This window comes from Cognatishimia sp., from assembly GCF_049116455.1.
In the GTDB taxonomy this organism is placed as follows: domain Bacteria; phylum Pseudomonadota; class Alphaproteobacteria; order Rhodobacterales; family Rhodobacteraceae; genus Cognatishimia.
The window spans coordinates 364464-384502 of record NZ_JAGDYW010000003.1 but is presented as its reverse complement, the minus strand read 5'-3'; the positions used below and the strand labels follow the sequence as shown (position 1 = coordinate 384502).

The window sequence follows — 20039 nt, the reverse complement described above, 5'->3', positions numbered from 1 at the left end:
CGCTAGAGCGTAGTTATTTGATCTTCCAGTATTTTCCCCCAGGTGAATATCTCATAGCTCCGAAATTCAGGCACATAGAACGGATCATTCAGGATCAGGGTTTCAACCTCTTTGCGGGAATTGGCTTCGATAACCCAAAGCGCTCCGCAGAATTCTTGATCGGGATTAGGCTTTAATCCGCCACCGATTAAAAGCTCTGGATGGGCGCGCACATAGGCAATATGCGCGTCACGGCGCGTTTTGTCTGCTCTGATAGAAAGCATGTCTGGCGTGTCTTTGAAAATAACGGTCCAACGAGTCATCGAGGCTCCTTTCGTTTCTGAAAGGATATATCAGTCAAAGAATTGGATTTAGGGCCACTAAGCGATCCGCAATATGGCCACGTTTATTGACTGTAGTATGGCCTACAACGCGCATGAATGCGCGGTTTATCTTTTAAGATCTTACGGAGACACAAACTCAGGAAGCTTATGTTCTGCATCCTTCATCCGCGCGTTCTTAAAGAACGCATAGTTATCTGCGGCGATTTCTTTGGCCGGGGTATACTCAAAGCTATTGTAGAATGTATCCGCGCCATATTCTTGCAGAGGTAGTTCCTGCCAATCCGTCAGAATCTCATCGTAGTGGTCTGAAAGAACTCGGGAATCCGGAGAAAGATTGTTGACCAAAACCAGCCCTGTCGGGCGGCAGCCCACAACATTGATATCTAGATCGGGGCGGTATTTTTGCAAGATCGGGATGAGTTTCCACACATCGCCGGTCCAAGCGCTCGCGGGAGCGTCGTCGACATTCCGAGTCGTCATTTCATGGTCAAACGGGCAGCAATCATGCATGGCAATGACGCCACCGGCATGAGAATTGCGCTCTGCGTTGATGAAATCTCGCAGTAGAAATTCCATTAAGTGCATGCCGTCCAGAAAGCTAAAGCTGAGCTTCACATTCAACGCATCCAAGACATTGCTTTCAAAAAACGCATCGCTGGTTTGCTGAAAGCACATCAGAGCTGGTTTTTGACCAATCACATTGGTGGTAATTTTAAAGAAAGGGTCAACGGCGATTGTTTTGCCGCGCACCGGTTCAAAGGTTCGACCAGTCCGGCAACCAATTTCCATATACCAATCAAACAGATTGGCCTGTTGGATGTTTCTCAGGAAGCGCACGTAGCGCAGATCTTCTGGTTTATTGAACATAGAATGGCCCTTCGGGTTCCTGATACAGCATTTTTGGCATTACGCAGCGGCTTTGTTGCGGCGGCGGCGACGGAATTGGCGCAGCCATTTGCGTCTGGCATTGCGGTCCAGCATTTCTTGACCCAGGTCCAACCCTGCATTCAGCGACAATCGTTCTGCCTCAGGATCTGGTAAAGACCAAAAGGTATTCGCACTGATCATGCCATGGGTGATCAACGCGGCTTTCAAAGCCTCAAAGTCTAAAAATGACACGGATAAATGATCGCTGCGCTTAGGCGGCCAATAGATGTTTCTTAAGACAGATATCGGCTCAACAGGCAGGCCGCGTCGGTCGTTCATTTGCAGCAACATCATGCGTGGCAGACCATCCCTACGTTGAATAACAACCGCCTGTTGGTGCTCGCGTTTAACCATTGCAAAGAGATGCAGGGCGGACCCTTCAGCAAAGATCAATTTACCGGCGGTCTGGAACAGTTCGACCTGTTCTTGCAGCGAAAGCTTTTCAGGGGCGACCACGCGATAGCCCTCGCGTTCCAGCAAGGATTCAAGATGATCCTCGCATGCATACCGGCCAGCGTTTGGTCCAAGTTGAGAGCGGGTAAGGTAGACTTTAAGTTCCGGATCGACGGGCTTTTTGGCAGGTAGGCGTTGATCAATCCATCGGTGAAAACCCGGTGTCCCCAGCCCGCCAAGCGCCTCGCCGTAGGTGTTACTACACGTATGGATCTGCGTATAAACTGCAGGCTTAGATCTGATTTTAATGTCGTTCTCAAAGCCAAGCAGTCGGACAAAAGGTTCGATCAACGGAAACTGCGCCCGAGGGCGTTTGGACGTGTTCCAGAAGACCACATTCGTTTCCGACGGTAGATGTTCCAGCCCCCATAAACGTCCTAAACAATTCAGGATCACATGCCCGAATTGATTGCGGGCAACACCGCCAAAAAATGAAGGCGTGTCAATGGTTTCGGACGATGAGGGGAGGGCAGGCATGCCCTCGGGTACAGACATGATGTCTTCTGATCTGATATCTGTTCCCGGCAACGAAAATCCGTTGTCGTCATAGATTCCGAACGCACGCTGCGTGCGGCTTAATCGTTGGCCTTCTAAAAAATGGCCACGGCTTGGCCCAAATACTCTGGGCTCGTAGGATTCTGATAATGCCACTGTCTGCTCAATGGTTGAATTAATTTTTTTTAAGAAGTTAGGGCAGGAGGAAATGCCCTGTCTACGCATTTTCTGATTATTTTTGCAGACCAAAAAGAACTGACGCCTTTTGGCTTCAGTTTGAGACAGAGCCACGCGAAGGTGGCTGAAACAAAAAAGGCGCTCATAAAGAGCGCCTTTTCCGTAAGTCTTACCGCTAGGATTAGCAGCTGTAGTACATGCCGAATTCCACTGGGTGTGGTGTGTGCTCGTACATTTCAACTTCTTCCATTTTCAGCTCGATGTAACCTTCGATCTGATCTTTGGTGAAGACGTCGCCCGCAGTCAGGAAGTCGCTGTCTTTTTGCAGCTCGTCCAGTGCTTCGCGCAGGGAACCACATACAGTTGGGATATCCGCCAGCTCTTCTGCAGGCAGGTCATACAAGTTCTTATCCATCGCTTCGCCTGGATCGATCTTGTTCTGAATGCCGTCAAGGCCAGCCATCAGCAGTGCTGCGAAGCACAGGTATGGGTTGGCAGATGGATCAGGGAAACGTGCTTCAACGCGCTTCGCCTTAGGAGATTCAGTCCAAGGAATACGAACACAACCGGAACGGTTACGTGCAGAATATGCGCGCAGAACTGGAGCTTCGAAGCCTGGGATCAGACGCTTGTAGGAGTTGGTGGATGGGTTTGTGAAGGCGTTCAGCGCTTTCGCGTGCTTCAGGATACCACCAATGAAGTACAGAGCTTCTTGGGACAGATCAGCGTATTTGTCGCCTGCAAACAATGGCTTACCATCTTTCCAGATGGACATGTTCACGTGCATACCTGTGCCGTTATCGCCATAAACTGGCTTTGGCATGAAGGTTGCGGACTTGCCGTAAGACTGTGCCACGTTGTGGATGATGTACTTGTACTTCTGCAGCTCATCCGCTTGCTTGGTCAGGCTATCAAAGATCAGGCCAAGCTCGTGCTGACAAGACGCCACTTCGTGGTGGTGTTTGTCAGTTTTCATACCCAGACGCTTCATTGTAGAAAGCATCTCAGAACGGATGTCTTGTGCATCGTCTGTTGGGTTGACTGGGAAGTAACCACCTTTAAGGCCAGGACGGTGGCCGGTGTTGCCCATTTCGTATTCGGTGTCTGTGTTCCAGGACGCATCCTGCGCATCAACTTCGTAAGATACTTTGTTGATTGTGTTGGAGAAACGTACGTCGTCGAACAGGAAGAACTCAGCTTCTGGACCCATGTAAGCAACGTCGCCGATGCCGGAGGATTTCAGGTAAGCTTCTGCTTTTTCCGCTGTGCCACGTGGGTCACGCTCGTAAGCTTCACCAGTGTCTGGCTCTACGATAGAGCAGTGGATGCAGATTGTTTTCTCAGCATAGAACGGATCAACATATGCAGATGTTGTGTCTGCGATCAGTTTCATGTCTGAGTTTTCGATGGATTTCCAACCCGCGATGGAGGAACCGTCGAACATGAAGCCTTCTTCAAGGAAGTCTTCGTCGACCAGGTCAACGTCTACAGTCACGTGTTGTAGTTTACCGCGTGTATCAGTGAAACGAATGTCGACATATGCCGCTTCTTCGTCTTTGATCAGCTTGAGAACTGCGTCTGCGCTCATTCTCTTATCCCTTTCGGTTATAGATAATGGGTGGTTTTAGATGATGGCTTAAAGCGCGTCAGAACCGGATTCACCGGTACGGATGCGGATCGCTTGTTCAATCGTGCTGACAAAGATTTTGCCGTCGCCGATTTTATCAGTTTTCGCCGCGTCCACGATAGCTTCGATCGCTTGGTCGACTAGGTCGTCATCAAGAACAACTTCGATTTTGACCTTTGGCAGGAAGTCCACAACATATTCTGCACCACGGTACAGTTCTGTGTGGCCCTTTTGACGGCCGAAACCTTTGACCTCGATCACAGACAGACCTTGGACGCCTACGTCCTGAAGGGCTTCTTTCACTTCGTCCAATTTGAACGGTTTGATGATCGCTTCGATCTTTTTCATCGGGGACTCCTCACCTGAAAAATACTTGGCTTGCTGATCCCACTTTCAAGGCAGAGCTACAATTGGCTATGATGACGCGGACCTGCTTGGCTTGGGTGATTTTAGGGTGTTGCTTAAAAATTAAGCAAAGTGACGCCAGAATGAGCTGAATTGAATCGCTTTTGAAGACTACTGAGAGATTAGATGACTGAACTTTTAACAGCTGCCCAAATGCGCGCCATTGAGCAGGCTGCGATTGATTCCGGTGAAGTAACCGGCTTGGAGCTGATGGAACGCGCCGGGCAGGGCGTAGTTGAGGCCATTTTTGAAGAATGGCCTGAGTTGGAAACGGGTGGGGATCGAGAGGCCAGCCCTTCAGGCTCCGCGGAGTATTTAGCGAAAGATGAAACGCCTTTTCGCGCGATTGTTTTATGTGGCCCCGGAAATAATGGTGGCGATGGCTTTGTTGTTGCGCGGCAGTTGTTTGAGCGAGGCTGGGCGGTGGAGGTGTTTCTGTACGGCGATGCAGAAAAGCTGCCGCCGGATGCGCGGGTGAATTATGAGCGTTGGTTGGAGTTGGGGGAAGTTGGAGCAATCACTCCAGATTGCTTAAGCGCTTGCAAGCGCCCGCACATCATCATCGATGCGATTTTTGGGACCGGTTTGAAACGGCCTCTGCCCGAAGTCATTGTTTCGATGCTGCACTGGCTTTTGAAGCATCGCCGCCCATGGAAAGGATCACAAAGATCAGAGCGGCAAGTCGTTTCAGAGAAAATGGTTTGTATAGATATTCCGTCGGGAGTTTGCGCTGATTCAGGAGAGGTTGTTGGCCGCTCAATTGAATTCGATCTTGACGATAAAGACGACGATACTGCTTGGCCTAGGGAAATGGCAAAGAGCGTAAAGGGTAATCTGACTGTAACTTTTCAAACACCTAAATTGGGTCATCACCTCGAATTTGGAGAAAGCCGGAGTGGTTCGGTGCGCAGAGCTAATATCGGATTGGAGCGTTTTGCCGTTGAACGTGGCTTCGGGATCGGCCTTAGAGAAGATATTGAACGCGTAGCGCTACTGGAACCGGTCTTTAACGGGCGCGAATTCATAGACGGCGTCTATGTGACTCCATTTATTAGGAAACATGGTTGGCATAAGTTCGAATATGGTCACTCTTTGGTTGTTTCCGGCGGTGCCAATCAAACCGGAGCGGCGCGTCTTGCCGCACGTGGGGCATTGCGTATTGGCGCAGGGCTTGTCTCACTCGGTGTTCCCGCCTCTGCAAGACAAGAAGCCGCGTCTCAATTGACAGCTATCATGCTGCAAGAGGTTGAGAGCGCTGAAGATTTAACGGAATCCCTGCAAGATGAGCGTATCAATGCGTTGTGTTTGGGGCCGGCTTTAGGGCTGGATCGCGCGAAATATCTTGTGGCGGCCGCTCTAGCTGAGAAACGCGTGACGGTATTGGATGCGGATGCTTTGTCGGCCTTTGCGAATAATCCAGACGCTCTGTTTGCAATGTTGCATGAAAACTGTGTGCTGACGCCCCATGGGGGAGAGTTCGCGCGTCTTTTTCCTGATATTGCCGAAAAACTGAACGCCGTGCCGACCAAGGGACCGGCCTATTCCAAAGTAGACGCGACACGTGAGGCGGCGAAGCGTGCCGGGTGCGTTGTGCTCTTTAAGGGAGCAGCCACTGTGATTGCAGCGCCGGACGGGCGCTGTTCGATCAACTCAGCGCATTACGAACGATCAGCCCCTTGGTTGGCGACGGCTGGGGCCGGCGATGTGTTGGCCGGATTTATTACGGGACTTTTGGCGCGTGGGTTTTCGCCGATGCAGGCTGCTGAAACAGCCGCTTGGCTACATGTGGAATGTGCGTTGAAGTTTGGCCCTGGTTTGATCGCCGAGGACATTGCTGAGCAATTGCCAGCAGTGTTCCGGGATTTAGGTGTTTGAAAGCCCTTTCTTGGCCCTCCCTCTTAAAGGGGGAGAGGACGTCACGCGGAACAGCTACACCTGAATGAAACATGGGTAGGGGCAGCGCCCAAATAAGAAATGAAATTTCCTGCATTTTTCCTCTTACATCCCATTTCGACCTTTGCTAGGAAGCGCGAACGAAACGGCGACAGAGTCGTTTCACTTGGATGCGGGTGTGGCGGAATTGGTAGACGCACCAGATTTAGGTTCTGGCGCCGCAAGGCGTGGGGGTTCAAGTCCCTTCACCCGCACCATCTCTCTCTTTAAACAAATGATCGAATGTCCATTGTGGCGACTGATGGCTAATTGATGCCTTTGAATGCCGTTCTGCCGGTATTTCCACGTCACATTCGCCTTGCACCGATGGCTTTGAAGCCCTATTAGAGCCTCTGATTTATTAGGCTGCGGCGCACAACTCCGCCCAACTTTAAGAAGGATGCCACAATGCAGGTCACCGAGACCCTAAATGAAGGCCTGAAGCGCGGTTACGATATCGTTGTCACCGCTGCTGAGCTGGAAGCAAAAGTTAACGAAAAGCTGGTCGAAGCGCAGCCTGAAGTCGAAATGAAAGGCTTCCGCAAAGGCAAAGTGCCTATGGCTCTGCTGAAAAAGCAATTTGGTCAGCGTTTGCTGGGCGAAGCGATGCAAGATGCTGTTGACGGTGCGATGAACGAGCACTTTGAAAAGTCCGGCGATCGCCCTGCATTGCAGCCAAAAGTCGAAATGAAAAACGGCGAAGAGTGGAAAGAAGGCGACGACGTAAACGTTGAAATGTCTTACGAAGCTCTGCCAGAGATCCCAGAAGTTGATCTGAAAGACATCTCTCTGGAGAAAATGGTTGTCAAAGCGGCTGATGCTGACGTTGACGAAGCGCTGGCAAACCTTGCGGAAACCGCACAGGATTTCAAAGCGCGCAAAAAAGGCACCAAAGCGAAAGACGGTGACCAAGTTGTCATGGATTTCGTGGGCAAGATCGACGGCGAAGCCTTTGAAGGCGGCGCGGGCGACGACTTCCCATTGGTTCTGGGTTCCAACCAATTCATCCCTGGCTTTGAAGAGCAGCTGGTTGGCGTGAAAGTAGAAGAAGAGAAAGACGTCACTGTGTCTTTCCCTGAAGACTACCAAGCTGATCATCTGGCGGGCAAAGAAGCTGTCTTCTCTTGCGTAATCAAAGAAGTCAAAGAGCCGGTTGCGGCAGAAGTTGACGACGAGCTGGCGAAGAAATTCGGTGCAGAAGATCTGGCTGGCCTGAAAGGCCAAGTGGCTGAGCGTCTGGAAGCAGAATACGCCGGTGCGTCCCGTCAGGTTCAGAAACGTGCGTTGCTTGACGCGCTCGATGCAAAAGTATCTTTCGATCTGCCACCATCCCTCGTGGAAGCAGAGGCAGGTCAAATCGCGCATCAGCTGTGGCACGAAGAAAACCCAGAAGTTGAAGGCCACGATCACGACAAGATCGAGCCAACTGACGAGCACAACAAACTGGCAGAGCGTCGCGTACGTCTAGGCCTGTTGCTTGCAGAGCTGGGCCAGAAAGCAGAGGTCGAAGTGACCGACGCGGAAATGACCCAAGCGATCATGAACCAAGCGCGCCAGTACCCTGGTCAAGAGCGTCAGTTCTTTGAATTCGTTCAGCAGAACGCACAGATGCAACAGCAACTGCGTGCGCCACTGTTTGAAGACAAAGTGGTCGACTATGTGTTCGAACTGGCTGAAATTTCTGAGAAAGAAGTTTCCAAAGACGATCTGCAGAAAGCTGTTGAGGCGCTGGAAGAAGAGTAATTCTTCAACCCGCGATCAGATGATAGGAAGGCCACCCAATCGGGTGGCCTTTTTTGTTGTAAAGATGAACGTCCAAGCCTGGGGCTAAGTCTTGCGATCTGTTCTATGTGGGGACAAATGGCTGTTCAGATTTTCTTTCTAAGCTGAGGGATTTTCAGACCTTCCGCAGAAGAAGAAATCAATATTTCCAAACGGTTTCTGCGCGTCTGTTCCTTTTTGGCGCTCATGATCCACCAGATCGACTCGCGTTTATAAGATGGGGCAAGCGTATCGAAAAACGCCCATGCTTTGGCATTTGCCTTGAGCTGATCCATGAAAGATTCTGAAAGGTGGATATTCCTGTCAGAAACCCTGTAGCCGATTTTGTCTTTTCGACATTGGAACAGTTCCAATCCTTTGGATTTCATGCGCCCGTCTTTGATCAATTTATGCGCCTTATCAACATTTACTGCACTCCAGACGCTGTTTGGTTTACGGGGTGTGAAACGTATACGATAGCTGTCCTCATCAATCGTTTTTCGGATGCCGTCGGTCCACCCGTAACAAAGCGCAACATCTACAGAATCCGACCAAGTGAGCCCCGGTTTGCCGCTGTGCTTTTTGTAGTAACCAACCCACATCTCGTTGACTGAAGGTCCGTTTTCAAACCATTCCGTAAAAGCATCTTGGTCATAGAAGAACTGTAGATTTTGCATGGAGGACTTTCTGTTTTTACGACCCATCTGGCCAAGCGAGCTGCCATGTACTGGGAGCGGGCCTGTCGAGGTCAAAAGCTATTTGGAGAGCCAATTCAGAATGAGTGCGTTTGTTTCGTCGGGCATTTCCTGCTGAATCCAATGCCCACAGGCAAGGCTTTCAACGTCAACACTGGGAACGAAATGGGGAAGCGTTTCGGATTGGGGGATCATGTCGTGCTCGCCGTAAATCATCAACGCGGGCGCTTTCACAATTGGGTCGATGTTTGCCAAAATGTGCCAGTTGCGATCTAGGTTGCGGTACCAATTGATACCACCGGTAAACCCTGACATTTCAAAGGCTTCGACAAAGACAGACAAATCATCATCGGACATAATTGGATCCCCATGGGGCGCTTTTGCCTCGGCGAGGTTGATCATCATCATGCCAGAGGCTGGTGGCACCGGGGGCAGGTTTTTGCGGAAAAGGTTGCGTAGAAATTGTTCTGTGTTCAGATCCAAGATGTCATCAGCAACGCCTGGTTGACGGTTGAAATGAACAAAATAATTGTCGCTGCCAAATATGGCTTCCATGAACTCGATCCATGGCACCTCTGTTCGGGCCTGATATGGCAAAGCGAGGTTTATAATTTTGCGCACACGGCTGGGGTGCAGCAGCGAAAGGCTCCAGACAATGTTTGCGCCCCAGTCATGTCCAATGAAGGTTGCATCGTCATACCCAAAATGATCAAGCAGACCAACGAGGTCGCCGGTCAGGGCGGCGATGTCGTAGTCCGTAACAGTGGTCGGACGCGACGAGTTACCAAAGCCTCGTTGGTTCGGAACGATGACATGATATCCCGCTGCCACGAGGGCCGGTATTTGGTGCCGCCATGCATAGGCATGTTCGGGCCAGCCATGGCACAGAACAATGGGATTGCCGGTGTTTTCAGTTCCTGCCTCAAAGACTTCAAGACTGCCCCCTTTCACTGAAAGCATTTGGGGGGCAGGGAAGGTCGATGTCTGTGTCATTTCGAATGTCCAAATTAGATTACATACACCTTGTGCCACTAATTGGTTTCAAATTTTGACACCTTTTGTGATATGCTTTGCTTTATGCAAATACGTGACCGCCAAGATGCTATTATCCGTAGCCTTCGCCGAGAGGGGTCTTCTACGATTGAGCAGATCGCTCAATCGGTTGATGCGTCGCGCAGTACAATCCTGCGCGACATCTCCGCTTTGCGTGACCAGGGGTTCGTGATCCACTCTGAACCAGGACGCGGGGGCGGGGTTTATTTGGATCCCCAGTCAGTGCAAACCACTGCGCGCCTGACGGTGCCTGAAATCTTCGCACTTGTCATAAGTGTCGCCAGCATACGCGCCGCAGCAAATCTACCATTTTTCGAGCTCGCGGATGCCGGCCTCGCAAAGATCGAGAAATCCCTGCCATCCGATAAAGTCCGAGACCTCCGCCGCTTTATGGATTGCCTTTGGATTGGACCGCTTGCGCCGCAGGTTGATACGTCCAACATTGGATCTGTTGACAGTTCTCTTCTGACAGCTTTTGAAACTGCATTTCTGAAACGCCATCTTTTGCAGTTCCAGTACTGCGACGCAAAAAACAACGTTACGGAGAGACGCGTTGAACCACAGGCTTTACTTATCTTGCCGCCGCTTTGGTACCTCGTTGCATGGGATCCGAAACGCAGTGATTTCCGGCATTTCAGAATGGATCGCATAACCAAGCCTGAATGTCTTAGCGATAGAAAATTCCAGCGCCGCCATGTGTCGTTCGATGAGGGCGTGAAAAAGGTTCGATATGCGTAGCTCGCTTTGAGCTTGTGTACCTATATCTAGCGCTACAACACGCTCACTTACTTCTTTGGGGGTTCTGAAAATCGCATCTACATCTGACTTTCCGTAGTCAGCAGTAGAAATCAGAGGAGGCTGCCTTGGAGTAAGGCAGCCTCCGGTTTGTTGCGCCGTTGGGGAGCGCAACCCGTCCAGGGGATGATTGGACGGTGTTCGCAAGGTGGATGGATCACGCGAAGCCGCGTGGATCATTTTTCAAAGATTGAGGAAGCGCCGGGTAGCCTTTCGGTGAAGGGCTTATGCTGAGCGCAAAACCTCGCCGTTACGGCTTTTCGAGCTTTTGGGCAGTTGAGCGGCAATTCGCTGAAGTTCTACAACGTCGGATGTGCCAATCTTTTGTGACAGCATCTCCATCAAGGCGACGGCCGCAGAGATTTCCTTATCCGATTCAGCACCAGTCAACTGGTCAAAGCAGTATTCCCGCAGATCTGTGATACTGGCACCTGGCTTTGACAGAGTTTCAAGGTCCCCTTCATCACCCGGCAGTGCCGCTAGGCTCATTTCTTGGGCGATTTCACGCCATTCTAATTTGCGCAATGCCTCTTCTTCAGAAATGAAGATGTCACCTTTTATACCCGCAAATTCACGTACATTCGCGATGCGTTGATCCGTACAATCCAGCAGAGCAGCAAGAGCTTTTACTTTTCCCATGGGAACAGTTTCGCCAACGTAGCCATGCGGTGCATTGTTGGAACGTTTCAACACGCGGTCCATGACTGGATCAATCACGGTGATAATATCGGTGATACCCGAATCCTGCGCGTATTCTAGGATGCCCAACATAAGTTCGCAGGTCGCGGTGGAAACCGTGTGTTTGCTTTTCTCACCTTTTAGGCGCTGTGTATCGACGCAAAAACGTGTGCTTTCCCAAATGTTTGGGCTTCGTACAGGTGCTTCTCCGCACAGTATCGCATCAAAGACATCAGACAGCATATGTGGACCTGTGGTCTGCAGTACGCGAGCACAGGAAATCACATTCATATTGTCGTCGACGCCGACAATATAGCCCGGGTCCATATGATCGAACTGATCGATCTCCTTACCGTCTTCAATGTTTACTTCCCAGCCAAGGCGGCCAGCAAAGACCTGAGCCCTCAGGCGATACATGTCATCCAGCAGCGGCTGGAACTGATGCTTGTTCAACCCATCAATTACAATAATCATTTCTTACCCCATCCTTACGATTAGATCGTGGTTAAAGGGTAAAGTTTCGACAAATTTTAGCTATTAGGGAAATCCCGTAGTTGCATCGGTGAGGGTGATCGTAGAAAATCCGGCGCTTTTGGGCACCGGATTGAAAAATGTCGATAGATTTTAACTGAAATTGACGTCAGCTGGGGTAAATCAAATCCATGCCAACGGCCCGTCCAACGGCCTGGGCTGTGGTCAATGCAAAAAGCTTATTGCGTGAAGATCGCAGATGAACCTCGACTGTTCGGTTTGAGATATTCAGAATGTCCGCAATATCCTGTTGCGATTTACCTGCCGCAATCCATTGCAGAATTTCAATCTCACGTTTGGATAGGTTCGGATGGTGCAAAAAGCGCGTGATCGGCGCGGATGTCATCACATGATCATGAACATGGGATGCGATCTTTTGCAGTTCCGCCATGACAGAACGTCGTTGCTTTTTCCATTCCTGTTCGGAACAATCCCGCGTGACACTTAACATGCCAAATTCGCCGTATGGACCACGGATCGGAATAGTTGTTCCGCGCTCACTTACGCCAAATTCACTGGCATCATTAAAGACACGCCGAAAATTCGCGTCGCGGCTCAAACGAGACCAGTCTACAGGAGCAATACTTTTCATCGCCGTGTGTAGGGTCGGATCAAGATTGTGTAGACCCTGTTCCTGATAGTGGTTCTGCCACTCTTCTGAGTAGGTCACATAAGCATGCATTGTACCGCCAGCCGGGTTGATTCCAGCATAAGCTGCATCATCAAAGCCAAAGGTTTCGCAAATATCGCTCAGATAATTTGCGTAAAGCTCGTCCGAACGTGGCGCGTCGTGCAGGCTAAATAGTTCCAAACTCATCCCTCCTAACCACGGAAAGGTGGTCGAGAGCCGCGATTAAGAGTTCGCGACGCTCAAATTATCTTGATGCGTTTCCATCACCATGGAGCGCATAAACGCCAGAACAGCACTTCGCTGGCTGTTTGGCAACTTTCGATACAGTTCCATCATTTCGATCGCATCGCGATCTGACAAGAACTCCATTTTATCTACGGGTTCATCTGTGACTTCGGCACCATCTTCTGAGCGTTTAATACCCTCGAAGAAATATACAACATCTACACCCAGCTTCTCGGCTACTGCCCAAAGGCGTGAGGCGCTGACCCGGTTTGCTCCGGTTTCATATTTTTGAATTTGTTGAAATTTTACGCCAATGGCGTCGCCGAGTTCGGTTTGGCTAATGCCGATCGCGTGGCGACGCGCCCGAATTCTTTTGCCAACCAAGACATCGATCTTATTCATACTTCACCTGTCGTTCTAACTACTAAGACAACACAGAAAGCAGGGAGCTTTCGTATCGCGGCGACACTTATACACAAACCTTTCTGCCTGAATTATGGCGTCAGGGCAAATTCTTCGCCTTAAAGTTGTTAGAATGCTGAATTTTTCAGCACTGGTTTGTATAAAAGGTGGCGCGCTTGGGGCGCGACACCCGATCTTTTAAAACCAATTAAGACTCTGCGTCTTCTTCAGTTTCTGCAGGCGCGTCTTCGACCAGATCGTCGTCGTCAGCGGCTGCGGAACCGATATCGTCGAACAGTTCGGCGATTTCGAATTCTGCTTCAGCTTCAGCTTCTGCGGCCAGTTCCTGAATGGACTTGCCGGAGGCTTGCAGTTCTGCTTCTTCTTGTGAACGAGCAACGTTCAGTTCGATTTCAACAGAGACTTCTGGGTGCAGACGAACTTCTACGTTGTGCAAGCCAAGGTCTTTGATCGGAGAGATCAAAGCGATTTGCTTACGGTCAACAGTGAAGCCTGCTTCGGTTGCAACGTCAGCTGCGTCACGTGGTGTGACGGAACCGTACAGAGCACCAGCATCAGAAGCGGAGCGAATCACAACGAACTGCTGGCCAGCCAGCTTTTCGCCCAGAGATTCTGCTTCTTGCTTTGTTTCCAGGTTGTGTGCTTCGAGTTGCGCTTTCTGCGCTTCGAACTGTGCAACATTGGACGCAGACGCGGTTAGCGCCTTGCCCTGTGGCAGCAGGAAGTTACGAGCATAGCCCGCCTTCACATCAACAACTTCGCCCATTTGGCCCAGTTTGGCCACGCGCTCAAGAAGGATAACTTGCATGTCAGTCTCTCCTTATTTCACAGCGTAAGGCAGCAGAGCGAGGAAACGCGCGCGTTTGATCGCACGAGCAAGCTCACGTTGCTTTTTTGCGGAAACAGCGGTGATACGGGAAGGCACAATTTTGCCACGCTCAGAGATGTAGCGTTGCAGCAGTTTTGTGTCTTTGTAATCAATCGCTGGTGCGTTGTCGCCCGAGAATGGGCACACTTTACGACGGCGGAAAAATGGTTTTGCAGCCATGATTTACTGTCCTTTCTTCGCGCTATCAGTTGCGGCGCTCACGGCGGTCGCCGCGATCGTCACGTTTTTGCATCTGAACAGACGGACCTTCCGCATGTTCGTCAACTTTGATGGTCAGAACACGCATAACATCGTCATGCAGACGCATCAGGCGTTCCATTTCCTGGATCGCTGCCGCGGATGCGTCAGTTTTCAGGAAGGCATAGTGGCCCTTGCGGTTCTTGTTGATTTTGTAGGCCATCGTTTTAACGCCCCAGTACTCAGACTCGACGAGGGACCCGCCGTTGTCGGAAAGTACGGAACCAAAATGTTCGATAAGACCTTCAGCTTGCGTGTTGGACAAGTCCTGACGCGAGATGAAAACATGCTCATAGAGTGGCATGTGAACTCCAGTTCGTTACAAGCGCATTTCAAAGAGCGAGGCATCCAGCCTTTTTGCGCCTCACCCACGAGAGACTGCGCGGTTCTAATATTTGCAAAAAGGATGGCGCTGTATAGCGAACTGGGGGTTTAAAGCAACCCTCTTTGAATTTGGAAACAAACTGTTTCCGCCTTAATTCAAAGGATTTTGCCCAAATTGCGCCGTTTTTCACGGACAGGTTGAGGATGTCTCTAATTCCTGAAGAAAGTCGGGTCAATCATGGTGATAGAAGTCGCGCCTACGAACAGCTTGCAGTTGTTGCAGTCATGTCTGGAAACCTCCACCCGCGTACTGGCGATGGTCCTAGGTCTCGGGATTGTTGCGGGCGGGGCGGCTTTGATGGTTATGCCAGGATTTGATTCCGAAGGTCTGGCGATGATAAAACTCGTGATGGGATTAATTTTGGTTGCCGTTGGGGTGTCCTTTGCGCGGGTCGGCTGCGTTCGAAAGCCAGTGGAGTTGGCCTTTGATCGTTCCACACAAGAGTGGAAGTTGGTTTCGCGCAAAGGCACGCGGCAGACCTATGAAGACGTCGCACCGCGCGGTTCTGTGTTAACCCTGCGCGGGTTGACCGCTGCGATGCACAATGATCGCGCAGAGCCTCTGTTTCACATGCATGTCGATGCGCCGGTGCGCGCCGTACTCGTGCAAGAGTCGCGCCGCATGCAGGCCGCAGTTTAAGCGGCTCAGCCAGATCGGTCATTCCAAGAGGATTTTCTGTGCGCGCTTGCACATATTTTGTTGGGACACTGTGAATTGATAAACAACCCAGCAAGATGATTTGTTTCCTGTGAACTTTATCAGGGAATAAACCTATGAAATCTATCCTCCTTGCAACTGGCCTGATGGCCGCAGCAACCTTTGCTCAAGCTGGTGCAGAAAAATATGTTCTGGACGCAAGCCACAGCCAAATCGTCTTTTCTTACAATCACCTAGGCTACTCTACGACCTACGGCATGTTCTCTGGCTTTGAAGGTGAGATCATGTTTGATCAAGAAGCCCCAGAAGCATCTTCGGTGTCCGTATCATTCCCAGTCAAAACCATGCTGACCGGTTGGGAAGCGCGTCTGGGCCACTTCATGTCTCCTGACTTCTTTGATGCAGCGGATGATGAAATGGTCAGCTTTGTCTCTACAGGCATCGAAGTCACAGGCGAGGGCACAGCCTTGATCACCGGTGATCTGACATTGAACGATGTAACAAAATCCGTGGTTCTGGACGCCAAGCTTAACCAAGTGGGCGACCACCCGATGGCAGGTAAGCCTTGGGCGGGCTTTGATGCCACCACAACGCTGGTTCGTTCAGAGTACAACTTGGGTATGTTCGCACCGTTTGTAAGCGACGAAGTACCGGTGACCATTTCGATTGAAGCAATGAAAGCTGAGTAATCTTCTAAGCCTGTCGCGCTCAGATTACATCAAAGCGAAATCTTAAAAATGGCCCGCAGAGATCTGCGGGCCATTTTGTTTTGGGAATTGATGGCGTTGGTTTTAACGGCTGTAGTCTCTAGTGACACATTAGGATCGTTCGGCGGTCAACTCGATCACGACCTCGACACCAAAACCCAAGTTGGTTTCATCGGGCATATTGTCCCCGATGCCAAAATCCTGACGGTTCAATGAGGTCTGACCGCGCATGGTCGCAATGTTCTGATCTATCGCCAGCTGAAAGGGCAGTGTAACGGGCACAGAAACGCCTTTCAACGTAACAGTACCTTGCGCCAAATACTGTTCATCCCCGTTTGGATCGGCAAAAATTTCCGCTGAAAACTGCGCCGTAGGAAATCCAGCGACGTCAAAGAAATCAGCACCCATGGCCTGTTGTGTCACGGACCCCAGCGACAAAGACCCGATGGCAATTTCAACCACAGTATTCCCGAGCGGGCCTTCTGTTAGCTTTTCGTCAAAGCTGATTTGAGCGGTCCAATCGGCAAAGCTGCCTGTAACCGGCCCCCCAAATTGGGTGATTTCGATGGATATGGTGCCCTCGGTGACATTCCAGTCCGAGACAACGTCGCTGAGCTCTGCGGTCTCAACAGATGTGTCATGAGACGTGAATGCGCCGCCAAATGTGCCGATGCCCATAGCACCCGCCCAAATCGCCAGTGCAATCGCAAAAGGTGCAAAGGATCGGTGGTCAGGTGCGACTTCCACCGAAGGTGTGCGCCCAGGTAACATACGCTGCAGGGTTTGGTCTTTGTCGATGATGAAGTGTTTTAGCGCGCCGCCAATATGGGCCAGAATGGTTAATCCCAGCACGATGATCAAAATGAAATGCAGCGATGCAGTGAACGCCGCGAGGGCTTCGGATTTCGGAACGAGCGGTAGATTTTGCCCAATCGGTAACCAAATGGGGGCAAAGCCTTCGGTGGAGGCATGGTGAATCCATCCTGTCAAAGGAACGGCCAGCATCGAACCATAAAGCAGCCAATGCGCGGTTTCAGCGGCAGTGGATTCCAGTTTGTTTTCAGAATTCAGCAATCCCGGTCGCTTTTGACTGATTGCCCAAAGGATCCGCAGCAATGCCGTCAGGAAAGCCAAGATGCCGACGGTTTTATGGGCTGAAAACATCGTTGCCTTCAACGCGAGTTCGGCATTGGTGTCAAAGGGCAGTTTCTGCGCAATGATACCAAGCGGAAAGGCCGTCAAAATCAAAAGCGCTGTCATCCAATGAAAGATCTTAGCGAGGCTGCCGTAATGGGCGTGCGAATTGGCAATGGGCATCAATGGGTCCTGCTTGCTGATAGGTTGCGACACGATAGGCGCAGATCCCTGGAAGGCAAAGCGTGGCGAGGGCGAAACTCGGTTCAGCCGCGCGCAATGACATTGCACAGATGCACAGGGTTCGGTATTGCGGATAAAACGCAATAAATTTGGGAGTTCTCATGAGCCGAGCATTCGTTTTTCCGGGACAGGGCGCACAGACCATTGGAATGGGCAAAGCCTTGGCCGAGGCATATCCAGCCGCGAAAGCCGTCTTTGACGAGGTGGATGACGCGCTGGGGGAGAAACTCAGCACATTGATCTGGGAAGGCGAACAGGCCGACCTGACACTGACCCAAAATGCGCAGCCTGCGTTGATGGCGACCTCTTTGGCTGCATTGCGTGCTTTGGAAGCCGAAGGCGTATCCGTAGACGCGGCGTCTTTTGTGGCTGGTCACTCCCTTGGGGAATATTCCGCATTGGCGGCGGCGGGGTCTTTGACCATTGCTGATACTGCGCGTTTGCTGCGTACCCGTGGCGAAGCGATGCAAGCGGCCGTGCCGGTTGGTGTTGGCGCGATGGCGGCTCTGCTGGGCTTGGATTTTGCGGCGGCGACTGAGGTTGCCGAAGAAGCGGCGCAGGGCGAAGTCTGTCAGGCAGCGAATGACAATGATCCGGGGCAGGTGGTTGTCTCTGGTCACAAAGCCGCCGTGGAACGCGCGGTTGAGATTGCCAAGGAAAAAGGCGCAAAACGCGCGGTTCTTCTGCCCGTCAGTGCACCGTTCCATTGTGCATTGATGCAGCCAGCCGCCGAAGTGATGGCCGAAGCGCTAGATGGCGTGAATATTGAACGCCCGAGCGTACCACTTGTGGCCAACGTGCGCGCGCAGGCTATCTCTGATGCGACAACAATCCGCTCCTTGCTGGTTGAACAGGTGACAGGGTCTGTCCGCTGGCGCGAGTCCGTGGCTTGGATGTCTGGCGAAGGGGTGACCGAGATCTACGAGATCGGCGCGGGCAAAGCCCTGTCGGGTATGGTACGCCGCATTGATCGTGCGATTGCATGTACTGCCGTGGGCACGCCAGATGACGTCAAAGCCGCCGCTGAGAAGCTGGCTTAAATTTAACAGATTTGAATTTCAGGAGTTCAAATGTTTGATCTAACAGGTAAATCCGCCCTCGTGACTGGCGCCTCTGGCGGCATTGGCGGCGAAATCGCTAAAGCGCTGCATGCGGCTGGCGCAAACGTTGGCCTTTCCGGTACTCGCGTAGAGCCTCTCGAGGCCCTTGCGGCGGAACTGGGCGAGCGCGCTTTTGTTTTGCCATGTAACTTGGGTGACGCGGACGCAGTGAAAGAGCTGCCTAAGCAAGCCATCGAAGCCATGGGTAGCCTTGATATCCTTGTGAACAACGCAGGCATCACCAAAGACCAGATATTCATGCGTATGTCGGATGAAGAATGGCAGCAGGTGATCGATGTGAACCTCACATCAGCGATGCGTCTCTGCCGGGCGGTAATGCGCCCAATGATGAAGGCGCGTTGGGGCCGGATCATCAATATCAGCTCCATCGTGGGCGCGACAGGTAACCCGGGTCAGGTGAACTATGCGGCCTCTAAGGCGGGTATGGTTGGCATGACCAAGTCGATTGCCTACGAAGTCGCAAGCCGTGGCATCACTGCGAACGCAGTCGCGCCGGGCTTTATCGCAACCGCGATGACCGAAAAGCTGAACGATGAGCAAAAAGAAGCCATCAACAAGCAAATCCCAAGCAACCGCATGGGCACACCTGCTGAAATCGCAGCGGCGGTTCTTTATCTGGCCAGCGATGAAGCGGGCTATGTGACCGGAACCACCTTGCATGTGAACGGCGGCATGGCCATGTTGTAACCACCGAACGGGCTGGGGCAGGGCGAAAACCTCATACCAGCCTTTCGGGAATTACAGTGCGAAAGCGTTTGCCTATTAGGAATCATATGCTATAGGCGGCGCAGTTTCCGGGTGAGCCGTCTGGCTTTCCGGGTATCCGGGGGAGCCGGAACAAGAGCCGCCCATACGGGCAATCTATTATCCGCTGTGCGGAAGACCAAAGGCCATTTTGGCCAGTACGAATGAGGAATTGACATGAGCGACGTCGCAGACCGCGTAAAAAAGATCGTTGTAGAACACCTGGGTGTTGAAGCAGACAAAGTTGTTGAGGGCGCATCCTTCATCGACGATCTGGGCGCAGACTCTCTGGACACCGTAGAGCTGGTTATGGCTTTCGAAGAAGAGTTCGGCATCGAAATCCCTGACGACGCAGCAGAGACCATCCAGTCTTTCGGCGACGCAGTGAAATTCATCTCCGAAGCTTCTTAAGTTTCGTTAGAGATCAATTCGGAAAGACCCCTCGCGCAAGCGGGGGGTTTTTTTGTGTTTTGGGGTCAAGCCGCTTTGGTGTTTTCGCTTATCGCGGGCAGGGGTTTGATAGCAGACACATCGACCTCATCCTTTGCAATGGCAAGGTCGTAGGTGCTTTGCATGGTCAGCCACATTTCCGGCGTTGTTTGCAGTGCCTTTGCCAGACGGAAGGCCGTGTCAGGCGTGATCCCGCAATCGCCGCGCACCAGACGTTCCACGCGGCTGCGCGGTACATGAATGATTTCGGCGAACTTGATCGAGGATAGCCCCAGCGGCTTGAGGTATAGCTCTTTAAGCACCTCGCCGGGGTGCATTGTGAAGTCTAGTAAGCTCATCTC

Annotated in this window: 23 protein-coding genes and 1 tRNA gene; 9 read left to right on the top strand and 15 right to left on the bottom strand. The window is 51.5% G+C overall.

All coding sequences use genetic code 11. The features are described 5' to 3' along the window. Positions 1–2: 2 nt before the first annotated feature. The 5 genes from JXQ85_RS06815 to JXQ85_RS06795 form a co-directional block, all read right to left on the bottom strand. Positions 3–302 carry a YciI family protein gene (locus tag JXQ85_RS06815; RefSeq protein WP_421748128.1) on the bottom strand — a complete coding sequence of 100 codons (300 nt, stop codon included), beginning with the start codon at positions 300–302 and terminating at the stop codon, positions 3–5. A 141-nt stretch (positions 303–443) separates the two neighbouring features. Beyond that, positions 444–1190, bottom strand: a complete 747-nt coding sequence (locus JXQ85_RS06810; RefSeq protein ID WP_421748127.1) for a hypothetical protein — start codon at positions 1188–1190, stop codon at positions 444–446. Between the two features lie 39 nt (positions 1191–1229). Next, complete coding sequence (locus JXQ85_RS06805; RefSeq protein WP_421748126.1) at positions 1230–2354, bottom strand: glycosyltransferase 61 family protein; 1125 nt, start codon at positions 2352–2354, stop codon at positions 1230–1232. Positions 2355–2556: 202 nt separating this feature from the next. Beyond that, complete coding sequence (gene glnA, locus JXQ85_RS06800) at positions 2557–3963, bottom strand: type I glutamate--ammonia ligase (RefSeq protein ID WP_421748125.1); 1407 nt, start codon at positions 3961–3963, stop codon at positions 2557–2559. Between the two features lie 48 nt (positions 3964–4011). Next, the gene (locus JXQ85_RS06795) at positions 4012–4350 is read right to left on the bottom strand and encodes a P-II family nitrogen regulator (protein ID WP_265020959.1); all 339 of its coding nucleotides are present in this window, start codon (positions 4348–4350) and stop codon (positions 4012–4014) included. A 183-nt stretch (positions 4351–4533) separates the two neighbouring features. Here JXQ85_RS06795 and JXQ85_RS06790 point away from each other — a divergent pair, with 183 nt between their 5' ends. The 3 genes from JXQ85_RS06790 (at position 4534) to tig (ending at position 8082) form a co-directional block, all read left to right on the top strand. Next, positions 4534–6282, top strand: coding sequence for an NAD(P)H-hydrate dehydratase (locus tag JXQ85_RS06790; protein ID WP_421748124.1), 1749 nt, complete (start codon positions 4534–4536; stop codon positions 6280–6282). 190 nt (positions 6283–6472) lie between these two features. Continuing rightward, positions 6473–6557, top strand: a tRNA-Leu gene (locus tag JXQ85_RS06785). Positions 6558–6747: 190 nt separating this feature from the next. Next, entirely contained in the window at positions 6748–8082 is a 1335-nt protein-coding gene (tig, locus tag JXQ85_RS06780) for a trigger factor (protein ID WP_421748123.1), read from the top strand. 125 nt (positions 8083–8207) lie between these two features. Here the strand turns inward: tig and JXQ85_RS06775 are convergent, their stop codons facing one another. Together JXQ85_RS06775 and JXQ85_RS06770 are read right to left on the bottom strand one after the other, a co-directional pair. Beyond that, positions 8208–8777 carry a YdeI/OmpD-associated family protein gene (locus JXQ85_RS06775; protein WP_421748122.1) on the bottom strand — a complete coding sequence of 190 codons (570 nt, stop codon included), beginning with the start codon at positions 8775–8777 and terminating at the stop codon, positions 8208–8210. A 78-nt stretch (positions 8778–8855) separates the two neighbouring features. Next, positions 8856–9788, bottom strand: a complete 933-nt coding sequence (locus JXQ85_RS06770; RefSeq protein WP_421748121.1) for an alpha/beta fold hydrolase — start codon at positions 9786–9788, stop codon at positions 8856–8858. Between the two features lie 84 nt (positions 9789–9872). Here JXQ85_RS06770 and JXQ85_RS06765 point away from each other — a divergent pair, with 84 nt between their 5' ends. Next, positions 9873–10586: a helix-turn-helix transcriptional regulator gene (locus tag JXQ85_RS06765; RefSeq protein ID WP_421748120.1), complete on the top strand. Its 714-nt coding sequence runs from the start codon at positions 9873–9875 to the stop codon at positions 10584–10586. Between the two features lie 282 nt (positions 10587–10868). Here the strand turns inward: JXQ85_RS06765 and JXQ85_RS06760 are convergent, their stop codons facing one another. The 6 genes from JXQ85_RS06760 to rpsF all read right to left on the bottom strand — a co-directional run bounded on the left by JXQ85_RS06760 (position 10869) and on the right by rpsF (position 14561). Continuing rightward, positions 10869–11795 (bottom strand): acyl-homoserine-lactone synthase, encoded by a 927-nt coding sequence (locus JXQ85_RS06760; RefSeq protein ID WP_421748119.1) that lies wholly within the window; start codon positions 11793–11795, stop codon positions 10869–10871. Positions 11796–11961: 166 nt separating this feature from the next. Beyond that, positions 11962–12663, bottom strand: coding sequence for a LuxR family transcriptional regulator (locus tag JXQ85_RS06755; RefSeq protein WP_421748118.1), 702 nt, complete (start codon positions 12661–12663; stop codon positions 11962–11964). 42 nt (positions 12664–12705) lie between these two features. Next, a complete protein-coding gene (locus tag JXQ85_RS06750) occupies positions 12706–13110 on the bottom strand; it encodes a helix-turn-helix domain-containing protein (RefSeq protein ID WP_421748117.1) in 405 nt (134 codons plus the stop codon). 208 nt (positions 13111–13318) lie between these two features. Continuing rightward, positions 13319–13939: a 50S ribosomal protein L9 gene (rplI, locus tag JXQ85_RS06745; RefSeq protein ID WP_421748116.1), complete on the bottom strand. Its 621-nt coding sequence runs from the start codon at positions 13937–13939 to the stop codon at positions 13319–13321. Between the two features lie 12 nt (positions 13940–13951). Further along, complete coding sequence (gene rpsR, locus JXQ85_RS06740) at positions 13952–14179, bottom strand: 30S ribosomal protein S18 (protein WP_073249614.1); 228 nt, start codon at positions 14177–14179, stop codon at positions 13952–13954. A gap of 25 nt (positions 14180–14204) precedes the next feature. Beyond that, positions 14205–14561 carry a 30S ribosomal protein S6 gene (rpsF, locus tag JXQ85_RS06735; RefSeq protein ID WP_072790533.1) on the bottom strand — a complete coding sequence of 119 codons (357 nt, stop codon included), beginning with the start codon at positions 14559–14561 and terminating at the stop codon, positions 14205–14207. A gap of 258 nt (positions 14562–14819) precedes the next feature. Here rpsF and JXQ85_RS06730 point away from each other — a divergent pair, with 258 nt between their 5' ends. Continuing rightward, a complete protein-coding gene (locus JXQ85_RS06730; RefSeq protein ID WP_421748115.1) occupies positions 14820–15281 on the top strand; it encodes a hypothetical protein in 462 nt (153 codons plus the stop codon). 134 nt (positions 15282–15415) lie between these two features. After that, the gene (locus JXQ85_RS06725) at positions 15416–15988 is read left to right on the top strand and encodes a YceI family protein (RefSeq protein ID WP_421748114.1); all 573 of its coding nucleotides are present in this window, start codon (positions 15416–15418) and stop codon (positions 15986–15988) included. Positions 15989–16117: 129 nt separating this feature from the next. Here the strand turns inward: JXQ85_RS06725 and JXQ85_RS06720 are convergent, their stop codons facing one another. Next, the gene (locus JXQ85_RS06720) at positions 16118–17323 is read right to left on the bottom strand and encodes a cytochrome b/b6 domain-containing protein (RefSeq protein WP_421748113.1); all 1206 of its coding nucleotides are present in this window, start codon (positions 17321–17323) and stop codon (positions 16118–16120) included. 161 nt (positions 17324–17484) lie between these two features. Here JXQ85_RS06720 and fabD point away from each other — a divergent pair, with 161 nt between their 5' ends. The 3 genes from fabD (at position 17485) to JXQ85_RS06705 (ending at position 19659) form a co-directional block, all read left to right on the top strand. Continuing rightward, positions 17485–18423 (top strand): ACP S-malonyltransferase, encoded by a 939-nt coding sequence (gene fabD, locus JXQ85_RS06715; RefSeq protein ID WP_421748112.1) that lies wholly within the window; start codon positions 17485–17487, stop codon positions 18421–18423. A 30-nt stretch (positions 18424–18453) separates the two neighbouring features. Then, positions 18454–19191: a 3-oxoacyl-[acyl-carrier-protein] reductase gene (gene fabG, locus JXQ85_RS06710; protein WP_421748111.1), complete on the top strand. Its 738-nt coding sequence runs from the start codon at positions 18454–18456 to the stop codon at positions 19189–19191. 234 nt (positions 19192–19425) lie between these two features. Further along, on the top strand, positions 19426–19659 hold the full coding sequence (locus tag JXQ85_RS06705) for an acyl carrier protein (RefSeq protein ID WP_421748110.1): 234 nt from the start codon (positions 19426–19428) through the stop codon (positions 19657–19659). 65 nt (positions 19660–19724) lie between these two features. Here the strand turns inward: JXQ85_RS06705 and JXQ85_RS06700 are convergent, their stop codons facing one another. Beyond that, the gene (locus tag JXQ85_RS06700) at positions 19725–20036 is read right to left on the bottom strand and encodes a HigA family addiction module antitoxin (protein ID WP_421748109.1); all 312 of its coding nucleotides are present in this window, start codon (positions 20034–20036) and stop codon (positions 19725–19727) included. Positions 20037–20039: the final 3 nt, after the last annotated feature.

What these genes read in the sequence shown, in the direction of transcription:
- JXQ85_RS06815 (WP_421748128.1), bottom strand. Translation starts at nt 302, where the DNA reads ATGACTCGTTGGACCGTTATTTTCAAAGACACGCCAGACATGCTTTCT.
- JXQ85_RS06810 (WP_421748127.1), bottom strand. Translation starts at nt 1,190, where the DNA reads ATGTTCAATAAACCAGAAGATCTGCGCTACGTGCGCTTCCTGAGAAAC.
- glnA (WP_421748125.1), bottom strand. Translation starts at nt 3,963, where the DNA reads ATGAGCGCAGACGCAGTTCTCAAGCTGATCAAAGACGAAGAAGCGGCA.
- JXQ85_RS06795 (WP_265020959.1), bottom strand. Translation starts at nt 4,350, where the DNA reads ATGAAAAAGATCGAAGCGATCATCAAACCGTTCAAATTGGACGAAGTG.
- JXQ85_RS06790 (WP_421748124.1), top strand. Translation starts at nt 4,534, where the DNA reads ATGACTGAACTTTTAACAGCTGCCCAAATGCGCGCCATTGAGCAGGCT.
- tig (WP_421748123.1), top strand. Translation starts at nt 6,748, where the DNA reads ATGCAGGTCACCGAGACCCTAAATGAAGGCCTGAAGCGCGGTTACGAT.
- JXQ85_RS06775 (WP_421748122.1), bottom strand. Translation starts at nt 8,777, where the DNA reads ATGCAAAATCTACAGTTCTTCTATGACCAAGATGCTTTTACGGAATGG.
- JXQ85_RS06770 (WP_421748121.1), bottom strand. Translation starts at nt 9,788, where the DNA reads ATGACACAGACATCGACCTTCCCTGCCCCCCAAATGCTTTCAGTGAAA.
- JXQ85_RS06765 (WP_421748120.1), top strand. Translation starts at nt 9,873, where the DNA reads ATGCAAATACGTGACCGCCAAGATGCTATTATCCGTAGCCTTCGCCGA.
- JXQ85_RS06760 (WP_421748119.1), bottom strand. Translation starts at nt 11,795, where the DNA reads ATGATTATTGTAATTGATGGGTTGAACAAGCATCAGTTCCAGCCGCTG.
- JXQ85_RS06750 (WP_421748117.1), bottom strand. Translation starts at nt 13,110, where the DNA reads ATGAATAAGATCGATGTCTTGGTTGGCAAAAGAATTCGGGCGCGTCGC.
- rplI (WP_421748116.1), bottom strand. Translation starts at nt 13,939, where the DNA reads ATGCAAGTTATCCTTCTTGAGCGCGTGGCCAAACTGGGCCAAATGGGC.
- rpsR (WP_073249614.1), bottom strand. Translation starts at nt 14,179, where the DNA reads ATGGCTGCAAAACCATTTTTCCGCCGTCGTAAAGTGTGCCCATTCTCG.
- rpsF (WP_072790533.1), bottom strand. Translation starts at nt 14,561, where the DNA reads ATGCCACTCTATGAGCATGTTTTCATCTCGCGTCAGGACTTGTCCAAC.
- JXQ85_RS06730 (WP_421748115.1), top strand. Translation starts at nt 14,820, where the DNA reads ATGGTGATAGAAGTCGCGCCTACGAACAGCTTGCAGTTGTTGCAGTCA.
- JXQ85_RS06725 (WP_421748114.1), top strand. Translation starts at nt 15,416, where the DNA reads ATGAAATCTATCCTCCTTGCAACTGGCCTGATGGCCGCAGCAACCTTT.
- JXQ85_RS06720 (WP_421748113.1), bottom strand. Translation starts at nt 17,323, where the DNA reads ATGCCCATTGCCAATTCGCACGCCCATTACGGCAGCCTCGCTAAGATC.
- fabD (WP_421748112.1), top strand. Translation starts at nt 17,485, where the DNA reads ATGAGCCGAGCATTCGTTTTTCCGGGACAGGGCGCACAGACCATTGGA.
- fabG (WP_421748111.1), top strand. Translation starts at nt 18,454, where the DNA reads ATGTTTGATCTAACAGGTAAATCCGCCCTCGTGACTGGCGCCTCTGGC.
- JXQ85_RS06705 (WP_421748110.1), top strand. Translation starts at nt 19,426, where the DNA reads ATGAGCGACGTCGCAGACCGCGTAAAAAAGATCGTTGTAGAACACCTG.
- JXQ85_RS06700 (WP_421748109.1), bottom strand. Translation starts at nt 20,036, where the DNA reads ATGAGCTTACTAGACTTCACAATGCACCCCGGCGAGGTGCTTAAAGAG.